Origin of the sequence: Kitasatospora indigofera (genome assembly GCF_014655955.1) — a bacterium.
In the GTDB taxonomy this organism is placed as follows: Bacteria; Actinomycetota; Actinomycetes; order Streptomycetales; family Streptomycetaceae; genus Kitasatospora; species Kitasatospora indigofera.
The window spans coordinates 1-17281 of the sequence record NZ_BNBO01000003.1 but is presented as its reverse complement, the minus strand read 5'-3'; the positions used below and the strand labels follow the sequence as shown (position 1 = coordinate 17281).

Here is a 17281-nt window from a genome sequence, read left to right as displayed (position 1 = left end):
GCGCGTTTGCGCGGGGTCGCGGGCCGGGCCTCGTCGGCCGCGGGTTCTCGGCCGGTGGCCGCCCGCTGGGGCCGGGGCGCCGCGGCGGCCCGGGGTTTGGGCATCGCCGCGTCCGACTGGCCGTCGGATTCCACCCGTTCGGCGGATTCCGCGAGCGCCGCGTCGAGTGTGTCGGCCACCGGTGTGGACTGGTCCCGCGTGTCGCCGTGCATGCCAAACTCCTGCCCGAGATCGGCGGCAGCTCCCGCCGGCCGGTCCGGGGCCAGGGGAGTACCGGGAGAACTGCTGGGTGGGGGGAGGTCGTGCCGCGCCCGGAGCCTGCCCATGTCGCCGCACCCGGCAACCTGCCCGACTCCGTCGTGCCTGTGGCCGCGAGTCCGAGAGCCCGCGCGCGTCCCGGCGCGCGCCTCTCCGGGCGCGCCCCAGTGCGACCCAACCCACCCGTGAACGAGCGGAGGCAACACGAGGACACGCAACGGAAACGCGGCTAGGGCCGAATGGGCTAAGGAAGGTGAGGGTTTGTCGAAGCGGAAGGATTCGGGCGTGCGGCAGTCGGGGGGCGCCACCCGTCGCCGCACACCCCGCAGCATCAACGACCTTTGTTCATAGTGACACCGCCGACAAGACCTACGCAGCGGTAGTGAGACACTTTCGGACTACCCGAGGGGCATATCGGCCAGCGGAAATCAGGCTGTTCCACAGTGTTCACGCATTGGTGGTGCGGGACTTGGAAAAGTGCGCCCCGCGCGCCCCCCGCGCAGCCCAATGCGCTGAATGCGATCTCATCAATAGGCCGAACGGATCACCAATACGTCAGGTGACACACCATCAGGGCCAATGACGGGTCTACGCTTCACGCCGTGAAGGCAATCCGCAGATTCACCGTCCGCACCGTCCTGCCCGAACAACTCCAGCCGTTGCACGAGCTCGCGCTCAACCTGCGCTGGTCATGGCACTCGGAGACCAGAGACCTCTTCCGTTCCGTCGACCCCGAGGTCTGGGCCGCCACCGGGGAGGACCCGGTGCGCCTGCTCGGCGAGGTGCCGGCCGCCCGGCTCGCCGCCCTCGCCGCGGACCGGCGCTTCCTCCGCAGGCTCGGCGACCAGGCCGACGACCTGCGCGAATACCTGTCAGGACCGCGCTGGTACCAGACCGCCGAGGACGGTTCCGCGCTGCCCGCCGCGGTCGCCTACTTCTCCCCGGAGTACGGCATCGCCGCCGCGCTCCCGCAGTACTCCGGCGGCCTCGGCATCCTGGCCGGCGACCACCTCAAGTCCGCCAGCGACCTCGGCGTGCCGCTGATCGGCGTCGGCCTCTTCTACCGGCACGGCTACTTCCGCCAGTCGCTCAGCCGCGACGGCTGGCAGCAGGAGCGCTACCCCCTGCTCGACCCCGACGAACTCGCCGTCAGTCTGCTCCGCGAGGCGGACGGCAGCCCGGTGCGGATCGACCTCGCCCTGCCCGCCGGCCGCACCCTGGCCGCGCACATCTGGAAGGCCCAGGTCGGGCGGGTCCCGCTGCTGCTGCTCGACTCCGACATCGAGGCCAACTCGCCCGCCGAGCGCGATGTGACGGACCGCCTGTACGGCGGCGGCAGCGAGCACCGGCTGCTCCAGGAGATGCTGCTGGGCATCGGCGGCGTCCGCGCCGTCCGCACCTGGTGCCGCCTCACCGGCCACGCCGCGCCCGAGGTCTTCCACACCAACGAGGGCCACGCCGGCTTCCTCGGGGTGGAGCGGATCCGGGAGCTGGTCACCGCAGTCGAGAAGGGCGCCGAGGGCGCGGAGGGCCTGGACTTCGCCGCCGCGCTGGAGGCCGTCCGGGCCGGGACGCTGTTCACCACCCACACGCCCGTCCCGGCCGGCATCGACCGCTTCGACCGCGACCTGGTGGCCCGCCACTTCACGGGTGACGCGGCGCTGGCCGGCGTCCCGGTCGAGCAGGTGCTGGCGCTCGGCGCCGAGAGCTGGCGCGGCGGCGACCCCAAGCTGTTCAACATGGCGGCCATGGGCCTGCGGCTGGCGCAGCGCGCCAACGGCGTCTCCACCCTGCACGGTGAGGTCAGCCGGTCGATGTTCAACGGCCTCTGGCCGGGCTTCGACGCGGCCGAGGTGCCGATCGCCTCGGTCACCAACGGCGTGCACGCGCCGACCTGGATCGACCCGGCGGTGGTGCGGCTCGGCGCGGCCGAGATCGGCACCGAGCGCGCCGAGGACGCCATGACCACCGGCGAGACCAAGCGCTGGACGGGCCTGGAGCGGATCGGCAACAGCGAGATCTGGGAGCTGCGGCGCGCCCTGCGGGCCCAGCTGGTGGACGAGGCCAGGTCCCGGGTGCGCACCTCCTGGCGCCAGCGCGGCGCCGGCGACGCCGAGCTGGGCTGGGTCGGCTCGGTGCTCGACCCGGACGTGCTCACCATCGGCTTCGCCCGCCGGGTGCCCTCGTACAAGCGGCTCACCCTGATGCTGCGCGACCAGGAGCGGCTGCGCGCCCTGCTGCTGCACCCGACCCGGCCGGTGCAGATCGTAGTGGCCGGCAAGGCGCACCCGGCCGACGACGGCGGCAAGCGGCTGATCCAGCAGATGGTCGCCTTCGCCGACGACCCGGCGGTCCGCCACCGGATCGTCTTCCTGCCCGACTACGACATGGCGATGGCCCAGCGGCTCTACCCCGGCTGCGACGTCTGGCTGAACAACCCGCTGCGGCCGCTGGAGGCCTGCGGGACGTCCGGGATGAAGGCCGCCCTGAACGGCTGCCTGAACCTGTCCGTCCTGGACGGCTGGTGGGACGAGTGGTACGACGGCCAGAACGGCTGGGCGATCCCCACCGCCGACGGCGTCGGCAGCGTGCTGGACCCGGAGAGCGCGGAGGCCGAGCGCCGCGACGACATCGAGTCCGCCGCCCTGTACGACCTGATCGAGCACCAGGTGGCGGCGCGCTTCTACGACCGGGGCGCGGACGGCCTGCCGCACCGCTGGATCGCGATGGTCCGGCACACCCTGGTCACCCTCGGGCCCAAGGTGCTGGCGGGCCGGATGGTCCGGGAGTACGTGGAGCGGCTCTACACGCCGGCCGCGCTGGCCCAGCGCGAGCTGGCCGCCCCCGTGGCGGGCGGCGCCGGTTACGCCGGGGCCCGGGCCCTCGCCGAGTGGAAGGCCAAGGTCCGCCAGGCCTGGCCGGCCGTCCGGGTGGAGCACGTCGAGGCCGAGTGCCCGGACGAGGCGCAGGAGCTGGGCAGCGCGCTGTCGCTCCGGGTGCAGGTCTCGCTCGGCCCGCTGGAGCCGGCCGACGTGGAGGTCCAGGTGGTCTCCGGCCGGGTGGACGAGCGGGACGGCATCTCGGACGCCGCCCTGCTGGCGCTCAAGCCGGCCGGCGGCCCCGACCTCGACGGCCGGACGCGCTACGAGGGCCAGCTGGAGCTCAGCCGGACCGGTCCCTTCGGCTACACCGTCCGGGTGCTGCCGGCCCACCCGCTGCTGGCCTCCCCGGCCGAGCTGGGCCTGGTGGCGCTGCCGGCGGAGTCGGCCGGGATGGACACCGGCCTGCTGCGCTGACCGCACCGCGGAACGGAACGACCGGAGGGCGCCGGGCCCGCACAGGGGCCCGGCGCCCTCCGGCATGTCCGGGGCCGGCCGGGGCGGCCGGCCCGGGGGGAGCCCCCGCCCGGCCGGGCCCGCGGCGGGCCCGGATCAGACCAGGCTGGCCCGCCAGGCCTGGTGCAGGTCGGCGAACCGGCCCGTACCGCCGATCAGCTCGGCGGGGGTGCCGTCCTCGACGATCCGGCCCTGCTCCATCACCAGCACCCGGTCGGCGATCTCCACGGTGGAGAGCCGGTGGGCGATGATCACGGCCGTCCGGCCGGCCAGCACCGTCCGCATGGCGCGTTGCACGGCCTGCTCGCCCGGGACGTCCAGCGAGGAGGTCGCCTCGTCCAGGATCAGCACCGCCGGGTCGGCCAGCAGCGCCCGGGCGAAGGCGACCAGCTGCCGCTGGCCGGCCGAGATCCGCCCGCCGCGCTTGCGGACGTCGGTGTCGAAGCCCTCCGGCAGGGCGGCCACGAAGTCGTACGCGCCGATCGCCCGGGCCGCCTGCTCGACCTCCTCGCGGGTGGCGCCGGGCCGGCCGATGGCGATGTTCTCGGCGACCGTCCCGGAGAACAGGAAGGACTCCTGGGTCACCATCACCACCCCGCGCCGCAGGTCGGCGGTGGACAGGTCGCGCAGGTCCACGCCGTCCAGGGTGATCCGGCCCTCGGTCGGGTCGTAGAACCGGGCGAGCAGCTTGGCCAGCGTCGACTTGCCCGCGCCGGTGGCGCCGACCACGGCGGTGGTCCGCCCGGCCGGCAGCACCAGGTCGAAGGCCGGCAGCACCTCCTTGCCGGTCCGGTAGGCGAACCGGGTGCCCCGGAAGGCGACCTCCCGCCCGGTGCCGGTGCCGGCCGGCAAGGTCACCGGCGCGGCCGGCTCGGCGACGGTCGGCTCGTGGGCGAGCAGGCCGGCGATCTTCTCCAGGGCGGCGGCCGCCGACTGGTAGCTGTTCAGGAACATCGCCAGCTGGTCGATCGGGTCGTACAGCCGGCGCAGGTAGAGCACGAAGCCGGTGAGCACGCCGAGCTCCAGGCTGCCGTCGGTGACCAGGAAGGCGCCCAGCACCACGACGCCGGTGACCCAGACGTTGGCGGTGGTCCTGGAGAGCCCGACGAAGCGGGCCAGCTCGCGGAACCCCTCCGCCTGGGCGGTCGCCGACCGGCGGTTGAGCACACCGAAGGCCGCCTCGTTGGCGGCCTCCCGGCGGAAGGCCTGGACCGGGCGGATGCCGTTCATGGTCTCGGTGAACTTCACGATCAGGGTGGCCGTCGCGGTGCGCGAACGCCGGTAGACCCGCAGCGAGCGCCGCCGGAAGGACCGGGTGATCAGGTACAGCGGCAGGAAGGAGACCAGCGAGACCAGGCCGAGGCGCCAGTCCATCACCAGCAGCAGCACCGAGATGTAGAACACCGACAGGAAGACCGTCAGCAGCTCCTGCAGGCCCTCCGAGAGCAGCTCGCGCAGGGCGTCCACGTCACTGGTGGCCCGGGAGGTGATCCGGCCCGAGGTGTAGCGCTCGTGGAAGTCCAGGCTGAGCCGCTGGGCGTGCCGGAAGATCCGGCCGCGCAGCTCCAGCAGGATGTCCTGGTTGATCCGGGCGCTCATCCGGATGAAGGCGCGCTGCAGCACGGTGCTCAGCGCGGCGCAGCCCAGGTACGCGCCGATCACGGCGATCAGCGGGCCGCTGTCGTGGTCGCGCAGCGCCGGGACGGCCCGGTCCATGGTGATGGCCACCAGCAGCGGGCCGGCCTGCAGGGCGGCCTGCTGGACCAGGATGACCAGCATGGCCAGGGTGATCCTGCCCCGGTGCGGGCCGAGCAGTGCGGCCAGCAGCGTGCGGGCCGCGCCGGGCGGGACGGGGATGTCCTCGTCGTCGGAGGGCGGCGGGAGCAGCTCGGCCTCGGGCGGGTCCGGCTGCTCCCCGGGCTCCCGGGACCCCTTCGCCGGCCGGACGGTGGTGGTGCTCATCGGGCGGGGCTTCCTTCCAGCACGGGGGCGGCCTCGCCCGACATGAGTTCGCGGTAGACGGCGCAGGACCGCAGCAGCTCCTGGTGGGTGCCGACGGCGGCGATCCGGCCGTCGGCCAGCACGGCCACCCGGTCGGCCAGCAGGACGGTGCTCGGGCGGTGTGCCACCACCAGCGCGGTGGTGGAGCCGAGCACCTCGCGCAGGGCCTGCTCGACCAGCGCCTCGGTGTGCACGTCCAGGGCGGACAGCGGGTCGTCCAGGACCAGGAAGGCCGGGTCGCCGACCACGGCCCGGGCCAGGGCGAGCCGCTGCCGCTGACCGCCCGACAGGCTCAGGCCCTGCTCGCCGACCTGGGTCTCGGTGCCGGCCGGGAGCCGCTCGACGAAGTCGGCCTGGGCCGTGTCGAGCGCCCGGCGCAGCTGCTCGGGGGAGGCGTCGGGGGCGCCCATCAGGACGTTCTCCCCGACCGAGGCGGAGAACAGGGTGGGCTCCTCGAAGGCCACCGAGACCAGCTCGCGCAGCCGGGCCCGGGGGATCTCGCGGATGTCCCGGCCGTCCAGGGTGATGGTGCCGCCGGTCGCCTCGTAGAGACGGGGCAGCAGCGCCGTCAGCGTGGTCTTGCCGCTGCCGGTCGCGCCGACCAGGGCCATCGTCTCGCCGCGGCGGACGTGCAGGTCGATCCCGCACAGCAGGTCGGGGGTGTCGTCGGGGGCGTCGGGGTAACGGAACCGGACGCCGGTGAGCCGGATGCCCTCGTCCGTGCCTGCGGTGGCGGTGGCGGTGGCGGTGGCAGCGGTGGCGTCGGCCTTGGCGGCCGGGGCCGGGGCGCCGCCGTCCTCCGGCTCGTCCAGCACCTCGAAGTATCGGTCGGTGGCGGTCGCCGCCTCGTTCGCGTAGGCGAGCAGCCAGCCGAGCGACTCGACCGGCCAGCGCAGGGCGAGCGCGGTGGAGAGGAAGGCCACCAGGGTGCCGGTGGTCAGCTCGTCCTGGGCGACCAGGTAGGCGCCGACGGCCAGCGCGCAGCCGAGCGCCAGCTCCGGCAGGCCGACGATGACGGCCCACAGGTTGGCCAGCAGGCCGGCCTTGTGCAGCTCGGTCTCGCGCAGCTCGTGGGTCTGGCTGCGGAACCGCTCGGCCATCGTCCGGTGCCGGCCGAAGGCCTTGAGGATCCGGATGCCGAGGACGGACTCCTCGATCACGGTGGCGAGGTCGCCGGTCTGGTCCTGGGCGCGGCGGGCGGCCAGCGAGTAGCCGGACTCGAAGTGCCGGGTCAGCACGATCAGCGGCACCGCGGGCAGCAGGGTGATCAGGGCCAGCCGCCAGTCCAGGACGAACATCACGGCCGTGCCGGCGGCGAACATCAGCGAGTTGACGACCAGGAAGACCAACGGGAAGGCCAGGAACAGCCGCATGGTGAACATGTCGGAGGTGGCCCGGGAGAGCAGCTGGCCGGATGCCCAGCGGTCGTGGAAGGAGACCGGGAGCCGCTGGAGCTTGGCGTAGAGGTCGCCGCGCATGGCGGTCTCCAGCCCGGCCAGCGGGCCGGCCAGGACCACCCGCCTGGTGTAGAAGAGGCCGGCCTCGACCAGGCCGAGCAGCAGCAGCGCGCCGGCGAGCGGCCAGAGCGCGGACAGGTCGTGATGGGCGATCGGGCCGTCCACGATCCGGCCGAGCACCAGCGGCACGACCAGCACGCTGAGCATGGCGACGAGCGCCGCGGAGATCGAGGCGGCCAGCCGCCAGCGGATCACCCGGGCGTAGGGCCACAGGCGCAGCAGGGACCGGACCGTCGACCGGTGCTCGGGCGCGGTCGCGGGGCTGCTGCGGGGAGGTTGCCCGGACCGCGGGGTGGGTGGGTCCGGGTCCTCCTGCTCCGGTCGGGGTGGCGACTGCGGCAGCGTGGACTCTTGGTTCTCGGCCATCGTGGTGAGGGTAAGTCGGTGCACGGTCATTTCTCACCAGGTTTTTTGCCCCTGTCGGCGAGAACCGGCCACCCGGCGGGGGTCCGGCGGCGGCGGGAACCGGCCACCCCGGCGGCCCGCCCCCGCCCGGCCCCCGTCCCGCCCTGCCCTCGTGCCGCCGGCGACCACCCGTGCTGACCGGTCACCGCGGCCGGTCAGTGCGGCCGGCCGTCGCGGCCGGTCAGCGCGGGTGGTCGCCGTTGGCGGAGGCCGGGAGCAGTCGCAGCAGGTGCAGCGAGCGGGCCGGCAGCGGCAGCGCGGCCGCCGCGGGGTGGTGGGCGGCGGGCGGCGCGGACTGGTCCGGCAGCGAGGTGTCGAGGACGCTCTCGTAGCCGGTGGTCCGGGCGCCGCCGGGCAGGGTGAACGGCAGCTCGCGGTCGCCGGCGTTGAGCAGCAGCAGGAAGCTGTCGTCGCGCAGCGGCCGGCCGCGCTGGTCGCGCTCCGACATCGCGGCCCCGGAGAGCAGCATGCCGAGGCCGGTGGTGGGGGCGAACCAGTCCGCCTCGGTCATCTCCCGGCCCTTGGGCCCGAACCAGGCCAGGTCGGGCCGGCCGTCCGGTGCGGCGGCCCGGCCGGAGAAGAAGGCCCGCTGGCGCAGCACGGGGTGGTCGCGGCGGAGCCGGACCAGCCGGGCGGTGAGGTCGCGCAGGGAGCGCCAGCCGGGGTCGTCCAGCAGCGACCAGTCCAGCCAGCTGACCTCGTTGTCCTGGCAGTAGGCGTTGTTGTTGCCGCCCTGGGTGCGGCCCAGCTCGTCGCCGGCGGTGAGCATCGGGACGCCGGTGGAGAGCAGCAGGGTGGCGAGCAGGTTGCGCAGCTGGCGCCGGCGCAGCTCCCGGACGGCCGGATCGTCGCTCTCGCCCTCGGCGCCGCAGTTCCAGGACCGGTTGTCGTTGGTGCCGTCCCGGTTGTCCTCGCCGTTGGCCTCGTTGTGCTTCTGGTGGTAGCTGACCAGGTCGCGCAGGGTGAAGCCGTCGTGGGCGGTGACGAAGTTGACGGAGGCGTAGGGGCGCCGGCCGCCGCGCTGGTAGAGGTCGGAGGAGCCGGAGAGCCGGTAGCCGAGCTCGCGGACGTCCGGGCGGGCGCCGCGCCAGAAGTCGCGGACGGTGTCGCGGTACTTGTCGTTCCACTCGGCCCAGAGCGGCGGGAACCCGCCGACCTGGTAGCCGCCGGCGCCGACGTCCCAGGGCTCGGCGATCAGCTTGACCCGGCTCAGCACCGGGTCCTGGGAGACGGCGGCGAGGAAGGGGTGGTGCATCTCGACGCCGTCGCTGCCCCGGGCGAGGGCGGCGGCGAGGTCGAAGCGGAACCCGTCCACGCCCATCTCGGTGACCCAGTAGCGCAGCGAGTCGGTGATCAGCCGGACGGTCTGCGGCTGACGGGTGTCCAGGGTGTTGCCGCAGCCGGTGTAGTCCGCGTAGCCGCGCCGGCGGTTCGGCGGGAGGCGGTAGTACCCGGCGTTGTCGATGCCGCGCAGCGAGAGGGTGGGCCCCAGCTCGCCGGCCTCGGCGGTGTGGTTGTAGACCACGTCGAGGATGACCTCGATGCCGGCCGCGTGCAGGGCCCGGACCATCCGCTTGAACTCGCCGACCTGCTGCCCGCGGCTGCCGGAGGACGAGTAGCCGGCGTGCGGCGCGAAGTAGCCGATGCTGTTGTAGCCCCAGTAGTTGGTGAGCCCGCGGGCCTGGAGGTGGTCCTCGCTGGCGTACTGGTGGACGGGCAGCAGTTCGACGGCGGTGACGCCGAGGCCGGTCAGGTGCTCGATCGCGGCGGGGTGGCCGAGCCCGGCGTAGGTGCCGCGCAGCTCGGGCGGCACGCCGGGGTGGCGCATGGTGAAGCCGCGGACGTGCACCTCGTAGAGCACCGTCTCGGCCCAGGGGGTCTTCGGGCGCTGGTCGTCGTACCAGTCGTCGTCGTCGTGCACCACCACGGCCTTGGGCACGTACGCGGCGGAGTCGCGGTTGTCCCGGACGGTGTCGGCGACCTCGCGCTCGGGCCAGTCGCGGACCGAGCCGCAGGTGGCGTCGTGGGCGGTGTAGTCGCCGTCGACGGCCCGGGCGTACGGGTCGAGCAGCAGCTTCGCCGGGTTCCAGCGGGCGCCGGTCCACGGGTCCCAGCGGCCGTGCACCCGGAAGCCGTAACGGGTGCCGGGCAGCACGTCGGGCAGGTAGCCGTGCCAGGTCTGGAAGTTCTGCTCGGTCAGCCGGTGCCGGCTCTCCTGCCCGTCCTCGTCGAACAGGCAGACGTCGACGGCCTCGGCGCCGGCCGCCCAGAGCGCGAAGTTCGTGCCCCGGGCGCCGTCGGGCCCGGTGCGGAAGCGGGCGCCGAGCGGCTGCCAGCTGCCCGGCCAGGGGGTCGCGGGGCCGGCGCCCGCGGGTGGTGCGGCGCGCGGCCCGGCCCGGCCCCGGTCGGCCGCGTCCTCCGGTCGCGCGCCTGGTCCCAGCTCCTGCCCTGCCGTCATGGCCGCACCCTCCCAGTACGGGGTGTCCCGTACCCCGTCCCACACTTGTTCCCTGATCGGATGCCGCTGTCACGTGGCGGATCATCTTGTGACGGACCGTGAACGATTCTGCCCCCGGACGCGCCCGGACGGCGTAGGCCGTCCGCGGGGCCCGGTTCGTGTCCTGCCGGGGTCGCGGTCGTTATGCCCGGTATCGAGCGGTTGGACCCTTACGCTGGCGAACGGGCGGTTGGTGAGGGTCCGTCGTCGGACCGCCTGCCGGACGGCGGCGAGCAGGCGGACGACGGACACAGCGGGAGGCCGGATGCGCCCCGGACTGCGGGTTTGGGCACGGCGGGCGGCCGCCTTCGGGCTCTGCCTGCTCACCGGCTGCGCCGGGAGCGGGGCACCGGGCGGCGGCGGGGGCGACCCGGCCCCGCCGCCGCCGTCCTCCCGGCCGGTGATCCTGGTGACCCCCGGCGACGGCAGCCGGGAGGTCGCCCCGGAGGGGCCGGTGAAGGTGACCGTCGCCCCCGGCGGGCGGCTGGAGTCCGTCCGGTTCCGGGACAACAAGGGCGCCGAGCTGCCCGGCACGCTCGCCGAGGACGGCGCCTCCTGGAGGCCGGACGGCCTGCTGCCGCTGGGCGGCACCTTCTCGCTGGACGCCTCCGCGGTGGACCACGACGGCGCCCGCGCCACCCGGCACACCAAGTTCAGCACGATCGCCAAGGCCCGCACCTTCGTGGCCTTCTTCACCCCGGAGGACGGCAGCACGGTCGGCGTGGGGATGCCCGTCTCGCTGCGCTTCAGCCGTCCGATCGCGGACCGCGCGGCGGTGGAGCGGGCGGTCCGGGTCACCGCCGAGCCGGCCGTGCCGGTGGCCGCGCACTGGTTCGGCGACCAGCGGCTGGACTTCCGCCCGGAGCGGTACTGGGCGCCGGGGACGAAGGTCGGCGTGGCGCTGCGCTTCAAGGGCGTGCAGGGCGCGCCCGGCGAGCTGGGGACGCAGACCAAGGACGTCCGCTTCACCGTCGGCCGCTCCCAGGTCAGCGTGGTCGACCTGGACGCGCACACGCTCACCGTCCGCCAGGGCGGCAAGGTGGTGCGGCAGCTGAAGATCTCCGGCGGCGCGCCCGAGCACAGCACCTACCTCGGCGCGATGGTGGTCTCGGAGAAGTTCAAGGTCACCCGGATGAACTCGCAGACGGTGGGCCTCGGCGACGAGTACGACATCAAGGACGTCCCGCACGCGATGCGGCTGACCACCTCCGGCACCTTCGTCCACGGCAACTACTGGGCCGACCCGGAGGTCTTCGGCAACGACAACACCAGTCACGGCTGCATCGGCCTGGCCGACGCCAAGGGCGGCGGGACGGGCGAGACCCCGGCGGGCTGGCTGTTCGAGCACACCCTCACCGGGGACGTGATCGAGGTCCGCGGCTCGGCGGGCGAGGCGGTGCCGCCGCACAACGGGCTGAACGGCTGGAACATGCCCTGGGACCAGTGGCTGACGGGCAGCGCGCTCCGCCCGGGCGGCCCGGCCACGCCGGTGCCCGCCGCGTCGCCGTCGCCCGCGTCGCCCTCGCCCGCACCCGCCTCGCCCGCATCGCCCCCGGCCTCGCCCGCGGCTGCCGGGAGGAGGCCGTCGCCCGGCGTGCCCGGTACGCCCGGTACCTCCGGTACGACCGGTACGGCACCGGCGTCCGGAGTGTCCAGCGGCTCGCCTGCGCTTCACTGAGCAGGCACCCGGCAGGCACCCGGCTCCCGCCGAAGATTCACTCATCGTCCCCGGCTATCCTGCTCCTCGCCCCCGGGGCCCGGTATGGAGAAGATCTGCTCCCGGTGCAACCCTTCCGGGCACCAGCGCGTGTATTCAGGGTGGATACCGGGAGGGGAGAGACCGAGTGAAGCCGGTTCAGGCGGGCAACGCCGCTATACGTAGGACCAACCACCGAGGGCGCCGTGGCGCCGTGGCGGTGATGATGGGCGGTGTGCTGCTGCTGGGGGCCGCCTGTTCGTCGAACGGCGGCGGCGGCACCGCCGCCGGCGGGGGGAGCAACGACACGGCCGCGACCGGCGGTGCCACGGGCGGGGCGGCCACGCCCTCGCAGGAGACCCCCAAGGCCTCCACCGCGGTGCTGAACGTCGAGCCCAAGGACGGCGCCGTCGACGTCAACCCGACCAACGGCGTCAAGGTGGGCGTCACCGGCGGCAAGCTGACCACGGTCGAGGTGACCGACAAGGACGGCAAGGCGGTGGCCGGCGCGATCACCGCGGACGGCCTCGGCTGGGCGCCCTCGGGCGCGCTGACCGTGGGCATGGCGTACAAGGTGAACGTCCAGGCGACCGACCCGGCCGGGCTGGTGTCCGCGTCGACCACCACGTTCACCACGCTGACGCCGGCGAAGACCGTCTCCACCAACGACAACATCGCCGACAACGCCACGTACGGCGTCGGCATGATCGTCTCGGTGAAGTTCAACAAGGCGATCAAGAACCAGGACGCGGTGCTGAACGGCATCACCTTCGTGGCCAGCGACGGCACCACCGTCAAGGGCCACTGGTTCGGCAGCCAGCGGCTGGACTTCCGGCCGGAGAAGTACTGGAACCCCGGCACCAAGGTGACGATCAAGTACCGCCTCAAGAACGTCGAGGTGGCGCCCGGCATCTACGGTGACGTGGACAAGGACGAGCCGTTCGTGATCGGCCGCTCGCAGGTCTCCACCGCGGACTCCGCCACGCACCAGATGACCGTGGTGCGCGACGGCAAGTCGACCGTCCTGCCGGTCACGCTGGGCGACGCCAAGAACCCGTCCTGGAACGGCACCATGGTGATCTCCAGCAAGGAGAAGGTCACCCGGATGAACTCCCAGACCGTCGGCCTGGGCGCGGAGTACGACATCCAGGACGTCCCGCACGCCATGCGGCTGACCGACTCCGGCACCTTCGTGCACGGCAACTACTGGGCCAACCCGTTCGGCAAGAGCAACGCCAGCCACGGCTGCGTCTCCATGCAGGACGTCCAGGGCGGCAGCGACACCTCGGTGGCGGGCAAGTTCTTCAACGACTCGATGATCGGCGACCCGGTCACGATCAAGAACTCCACCAGCGCCACCGTGAAGCCGGACAACGGCCTCAGCGGCTGGACGATGGACTTCAAGAACTGGTAACCCCTGTTCGCGAGCGTGACCCCGGTACCGCGACCGGGCCGGCCCCCCGCCGAGGGGGACCGGCCCGGTCGTTCGCGTTCCGGGCCGGTCAGGGGCGGCGGCCGGCGCCGCCGGGCGGTCCGGCAACCGGTCCGCGGAAACGGTTCCCCACCGCTGCGGCAACGGTTCTCCACCCCCGCGGTAACGGTCGGGAGACGGGCGCAACTTTTCCCGGACACGCGGCGTGTAGTCAGCTGGGGATCAAGGGAGGGAGTCGGCCGTGGAGTCGATACGCAGGCCCGTCGGGCCGATACGCAGGGCAGCGGCCGCCGTGGTGCTGGGCGGGGTGCTGGTGCTGGCCACCGCGTGCGGCGGGGGCGGCGGGGGCGGCTCGCAGCCCCCCGCGGGGGCGGCACTGGGCGGGGCCGGCGGAGCGGGCGGTGGCGCCTCGGCGCCGGCCGGCGCGCGGTCGGAGCAGCCACAGCCGAAGGTCTCGGCGGCGGTGCTGGACATCACCCCGAAGAACGGCGCCGAGGGCGTGGCCCCGGGCGCGCTGCGGGTCTCGGTGGCGGGCGGCAAGCTCACCGCCGTCAAGGTCACCGACAAGGACGGCCGGGAGATACCGGGGGCCGCCACCGCCGACGGCGCCGCCTGGACGCCGGCCGCGCCGCTGGCCGTCGGCACGGCGTACCGGGTCAGCGCGCAGGCCTCCGACGCGGCCGGGGTGCCGGCCACGGCGGAGAGCGGATTCACCACCCTGACGCCGCAGAGCGAGGCCTCGCCCACCGACAACATCTCCGACGGCGAGACCTACGGGGTCGGCATGATCCTGTCGGTGGCCTTCGACAAGGACGTGAAGAACAAGGCCGAGGTGGCGAAGGGCATCACCTTCGAGACCGACAACGGCACCGTGGTCAAGGGCCACTGGTTCGGCGACCGCCGGCTGGACCTGCGCCCCGAGGCGTACTGGAAGCCCGGCACCAAGGTCACCGTGCACTACCGGCTGAAGAGCGTGGAGATCGCGCCCGGCGTGTACGGCGGGGTGGACCGCGACGAGCCGTTCACCATCGGCCGCTCGCAGGTCTCCACGGTGGACGCGAACACCCACCTGATGACCGTGGTGCGGGACGGCCAGACCTCCGTCATGCCGATCACCTCGGGCTCGCCCGAGCACCCGACCTGGAACGGGACGATGGTGATCTCCGCGAAGGAGGGCGTGGTGAACATGCGCTCCAGCACCCTCCCGGGGATGACCGGCGAGCCGTACGACCTGATGGTGCCGCACTCGATGCGGCTCACCGACACCGGCACCTACGTGCACGGCAACTACTGGGGCCACTCCTTCGGCGAGGACAACACCAGCCACGGCTGCGTCGGCCTCCAGGACGTGAAGGGCGGCGGCGCCGGCACCGTGGCGGGGAAGTTCTACGATTCCTCGCTGGTCGGCGACGTGGTCACGGTGCAGAACTCCAAGCGCGGCCAGGTGGAGCCGGACAACGGCCTCAGCGGCTGGAACCTGCCCTGGGGTTCCTGGTAGCGGACGGCGCGCACGACTGCCGGGTACCCCTCGCGGGGTGCCCGGCAGTGCCGTTTCGGACGCTTGCTGTCGGCATATGCCCCTCGAATAGTGATTGTTTGCTCATTGTCCGTACGCGGCCGCATGCGTTCCGCAATGATGGGCGCATGGCGGGATGGGGCGAAGCGGAACAGTCATCACATCCTGGGTCCGGTCTGCTGGGTGACGCCTCGTCGGAGCACCGGCCCCTGGCGCTGGCGGCCCTGGAGCGGCTCAGCCCGACCGAGCTGGAGCAGGTCTACTTCGGCCGGATGTGCGAGCAGGACGGGTCCGACGAGGTGGTGCTGCCCTCCCGGCCCCAGTCGGCCTCGGTGGCCAGGCGGTTGGTCCTGTCCGTCCTGCAGTCCTGGGGCCTGCACCAACTGCTGGAGGCCGGCGAGCTGTTGGCCGGCGAGCTGATCGCGAACGCCGTCCGCCACGCCGCCGGCCGGACCGTCGGCCTCCAGGTGCAGCGCCGGGCCGGCTGGCTGCGGGTGGAGGTCCGGGACTCCTCGCGGGCCCTGCCCTGCCGGATCGTCGCCGAGCCGGGCGGCGAGGCCGGCTACGGCCTGCAACTGGTGGACGACCTGGCGGACCGCTGGGGCGCCGACCTGCTGCCGCGCGGCAAGGCCGTCTGGTTCGAGCTGAAGATCCGCGAGCGCGGCTGACGCCGTCGGCGCAAGCGTTCGTCCCGCCCCGGAAAACACGCAGGGCCCCCGTCGCCGTGGTGCGGCGTGGAGGCCCGTGCAGGTCATCGCGCCGGTCAAGGGGGTGCGTACCGCGCAATGGGGACGGCCGCGCCAGGTCGGGGACGGCCGTGGTTCGCGCCCGGGGCGTCGTCACGCCCCGGACTGCTTCGACTATCGCATGCGTCTCAGGATGTGAGCAAACCGGACAGCTTGGATTGGAAGGTTTGTAACCTAGTTCACCTTTGCTGCGCGCATGAACTCGCATGCAGGCCTTTGATTGTTCACCTTCGGCGGGGTGGCTCGGCCGCTGGTTGGCGGCTGCTCTTCCCCGGCCCTGCGGCGTGATCCGTGGCGGCGGCCCGGTGGGCCGGTCACAGCATGGGGTGCGTCGTCGGGCGGGGGCGGGCCCGGTCCTCCCCGTCCGGGCGGATCAGGACGGAGTGCAGGCGGCCGTCCATCCGCAGGGTGAGGGTGAGCGACCCGTCCCGGACGAGGAACTCGCGGACCCGGGCGGCGGCCTCGCGCCGGGTGAGGAAGTACTCGAAGGCGTCGGACTGGTCGGCCCCGAGCGGGAGTTCGCGCAGCGAGCGCCAGAGCGCGGCGAGGGCGTCCGGGAGGTGCTCGAACCGGGCGGGGGCAGCCACGTCCTCGATCTCGACGTAGACCGCTCCGTCGGTGCTGGGGCCGGGGCAGGAGGTCATGCGGCGCTCCTGCGGGCGGTCGGGGTGCTGGAGGGGGCTGGGGCGACCGTGCACCAGACGGCCTTGCCGATGCCGCTCGTACGGGCCTGGCAGCCCCACTGGTCCGACAGGTGGCGCACCAGCCACAGTCCGCGTCCGGATTCCTCGTCCGGTGCGGGCAGGGCGACGGCCGCACCGGTGTCGAGGTGATGGTCGCCGGGGTCGTGGACCTCGATCCGCAGTCGTCCCTCGGCGAGCGCGAAGTGGACCATGATCAGGCGGTCGGCCGGTACATGGGCGTGCTCGATCGCGTTCGTGACCAGCTCGCTGAGCAGCAACTCGGCCACCTCGACGTAGTGTTCGCCGCCCTCGTGCCCGGAGAGGAACGCCCGCAGCAGCCGGCGGGCCGCTCCGGCGGATCTGCGGCGGCGCGGCAGCCAGCAGGTCTGTTCGGTGACGGCGGACGGGGTGGGCCGGAGGGTTTCGGGCATGGCGGAGCCCCTTTCGGGTGTACTCGGCGAATGGCCGGAGGGATTGAGCCACGGAGGGCAGTTCAGGCATAGGGATGCCCGGCAGCGGCGATTGATGGTCACGCTGTGTCGACGAGATCGCCACCTTGAGTAGCATGGCGCTTGTTGCTCGGCGGGCGCAAGTGAGTCATTCAAAGTGCACGTGCACTTTGAAATGGATGACGAAGCCTCTGCCGCGCGACAGACTGTGCTGCGACGGATCAGTGCGATGAGGGGAGGCGGGTCATGCCTGCAGCACCCACGGTGCGCCGCCGGATGCTCGGTTCAGAGCTCCGGAGGATCAGGGAAGGGCTCAATCTGAAAGCCGATGAGGTCGCGTCCCGGTTGGGTTGGCACCCGTCGAAGGTCAGTCGTCTGGAGACCGGTCGATACGGCGTGCGTGGGACCGAAGTCGGGAAGCTCCTGGACGTCTACGAGGTCGCTGACCCGGAGACTCGCGAAGCCCTTTCGACACTCGCTCGGGAGGACAAGCGACGGGTGTGGTGGCAGCCGTACTCCGACGTGATCTCCCAGCGTTACGCCTCCTTCATCAGCTTCGAGGCGGAGGCGGTGTCGGTCCGGAACTTCGAGGCTTCACTGATCCCGGGGCTTCTCCAGACGGCGGACTACGCACGAGCTCTGATCCGGCAACTCCGGCCCGAGGCTTCGCCTGACGTTGTGAGCGCACTGGTAGTAGGGCTTGGTCAGGTGTACTCGCTGGTGGCGTGTCTTTGTCCCGATTGGCG

At 73.0% G+C, this 17281-nt stretch carries 11 protein-coding genes; 6 read left to right on the top strand and 5 right to left on the bottom strand.

Annotated features, from left to right (window positions below):
• Positions 1–860: 860 nt before the first annotated feature.
• Positions 861–3554: an alpha-glucan family phosphorylase gene (glgP, locus tag IE329_RS03885; RefSeq protein WP_190209376.1), complete on the top strand. Its 2694-nt coding sequence runs from the start codon at positions 861–863 to the stop codon at positions 3552–3554.
• Between the two features lie 135 nt (positions 3555–3689).
• Here glgP and IE329_RS03880 read toward each other — a convergent pair whose 3' ends face one another.
• From IE329_RS03880 to glgX, 3 genes are all read right to left on the bottom strand, one after another.
• On the bottom strand, positions 3690–5555 hold the full coding sequence (locus IE329_RS03880; protein ID WP_190209375.1) for an ABC transporter ATP-binding protein: 1866 nt from the start codon (positions 5553–5555) through the stop codon (positions 3690–3692).
• Positions 5552–7477 carry an ABC transporter ATP-binding protein gene (locus IE329_RS03875; protein ID WP_190209374.1) on the bottom strand — a complete coding sequence of 642 codons (1926 nt, stop codon included), beginning with the start codon at positions 7475–7477 and terminating at the stop codon, positions 5552–5554. Before IE329_RS03875 ends, IE329_RS03880 begins: the two co-directional genes overlap by 4 nt.
• Positions 7478–7697: 220 nt before the next feature.
• Positions 7698–9974, bottom strand: coding sequence for a glycogen debranching protein GlgX (glgX, locus tag IE329_RS03870; protein ID WP_190209373.1), 2277 nt, complete (start codon positions 9972–9974; stop codon positions 7698–7700).
• Between the two features lie 304 nt (positions 9975–10278).
• On the opposite strand from glgX, the gene IE329_RS03865 reads away from it, so the two are divergent.
• The 4 genes from IE329_RS03865 to IE329_RS03850 all read left to right on the top strand — a co-directional run bounded on the left by IE329_RS03865 (position 10279) and on the right by IE329_RS03850 (position 15325).
• Entirely contained in the window at positions 10279–11691 is a 1413-nt protein-coding gene (locus IE329_RS03865) for a L,D-transpeptidase (RefSeq protein ID WP_190209372.1), read from the top strand.
• Between the two features lie 166 nt (positions 11692–11857).
• Positions 11858–13123, top strand: a complete 1266-nt coding sequence (locus IE329_RS03860; protein WP_229927152.1) for a L,D-transpeptidase — start codon at positions 11858–11860, stop codon at positions 13121–13123.
• Between the two features lie 259 nt (positions 13124–13382).
• Complete coding sequence (locus tag IE329_RS03855; RefSeq protein ID WP_229927151.1) at positions 13383–14639, top strand: L,D-transpeptidase; 1257 nt, start codon at positions 13383–13385, stop codon at positions 14637–14639.
• Between the two features lie 146 nt (positions 14640–14785).
• Positions 14786–15325, top strand: a complete 540-nt coding sequence (locus IE329_RS03850; protein ID WP_229927150.1) for an ATP-binding protein — start codon at positions 14786–14788, stop codon at positions 15323–15325.
• A gap of 392 nt (positions 15326–15717) precedes the next feature.
• Here the strand turns inward: IE329_RS03850 and IE329_RS03845 are convergent, their stop codons facing one another.
• A complete protein-coding gene (locus IE329_RS03845) occupies positions 15718–16047 on the bottom strand; it encodes an SH2 domain-containing protein (RefSeq protein WP_190209371.1) in 330 nt (109 codons plus the stop codon).
• Complete coding sequence (locus IE329_RS03840) at positions 16044–16517, bottom strand: ATP-binding protein (protein WP_190209370.1); 474 nt, start codon at positions 16515–16517, stop codon at positions 16044–16046. Before IE329_RS03840 ends, IE329_RS03845 begins: the two co-directional genes overlap by 4 nt.
• 264 nt (positions 16518–16781) lie before the next feature.
• Here IE329_RS03840 and IE329_RS03835 point away from each other — a divergent pair.
• On the top strand, positions 16782–17281 hold a 500-nt coding region (locus IE329_RS03835; RefSeq protein WP_190209369.1), incomplete at its 3' end, for a Scr1 family TA system antitoxin-like transcriptional regulator.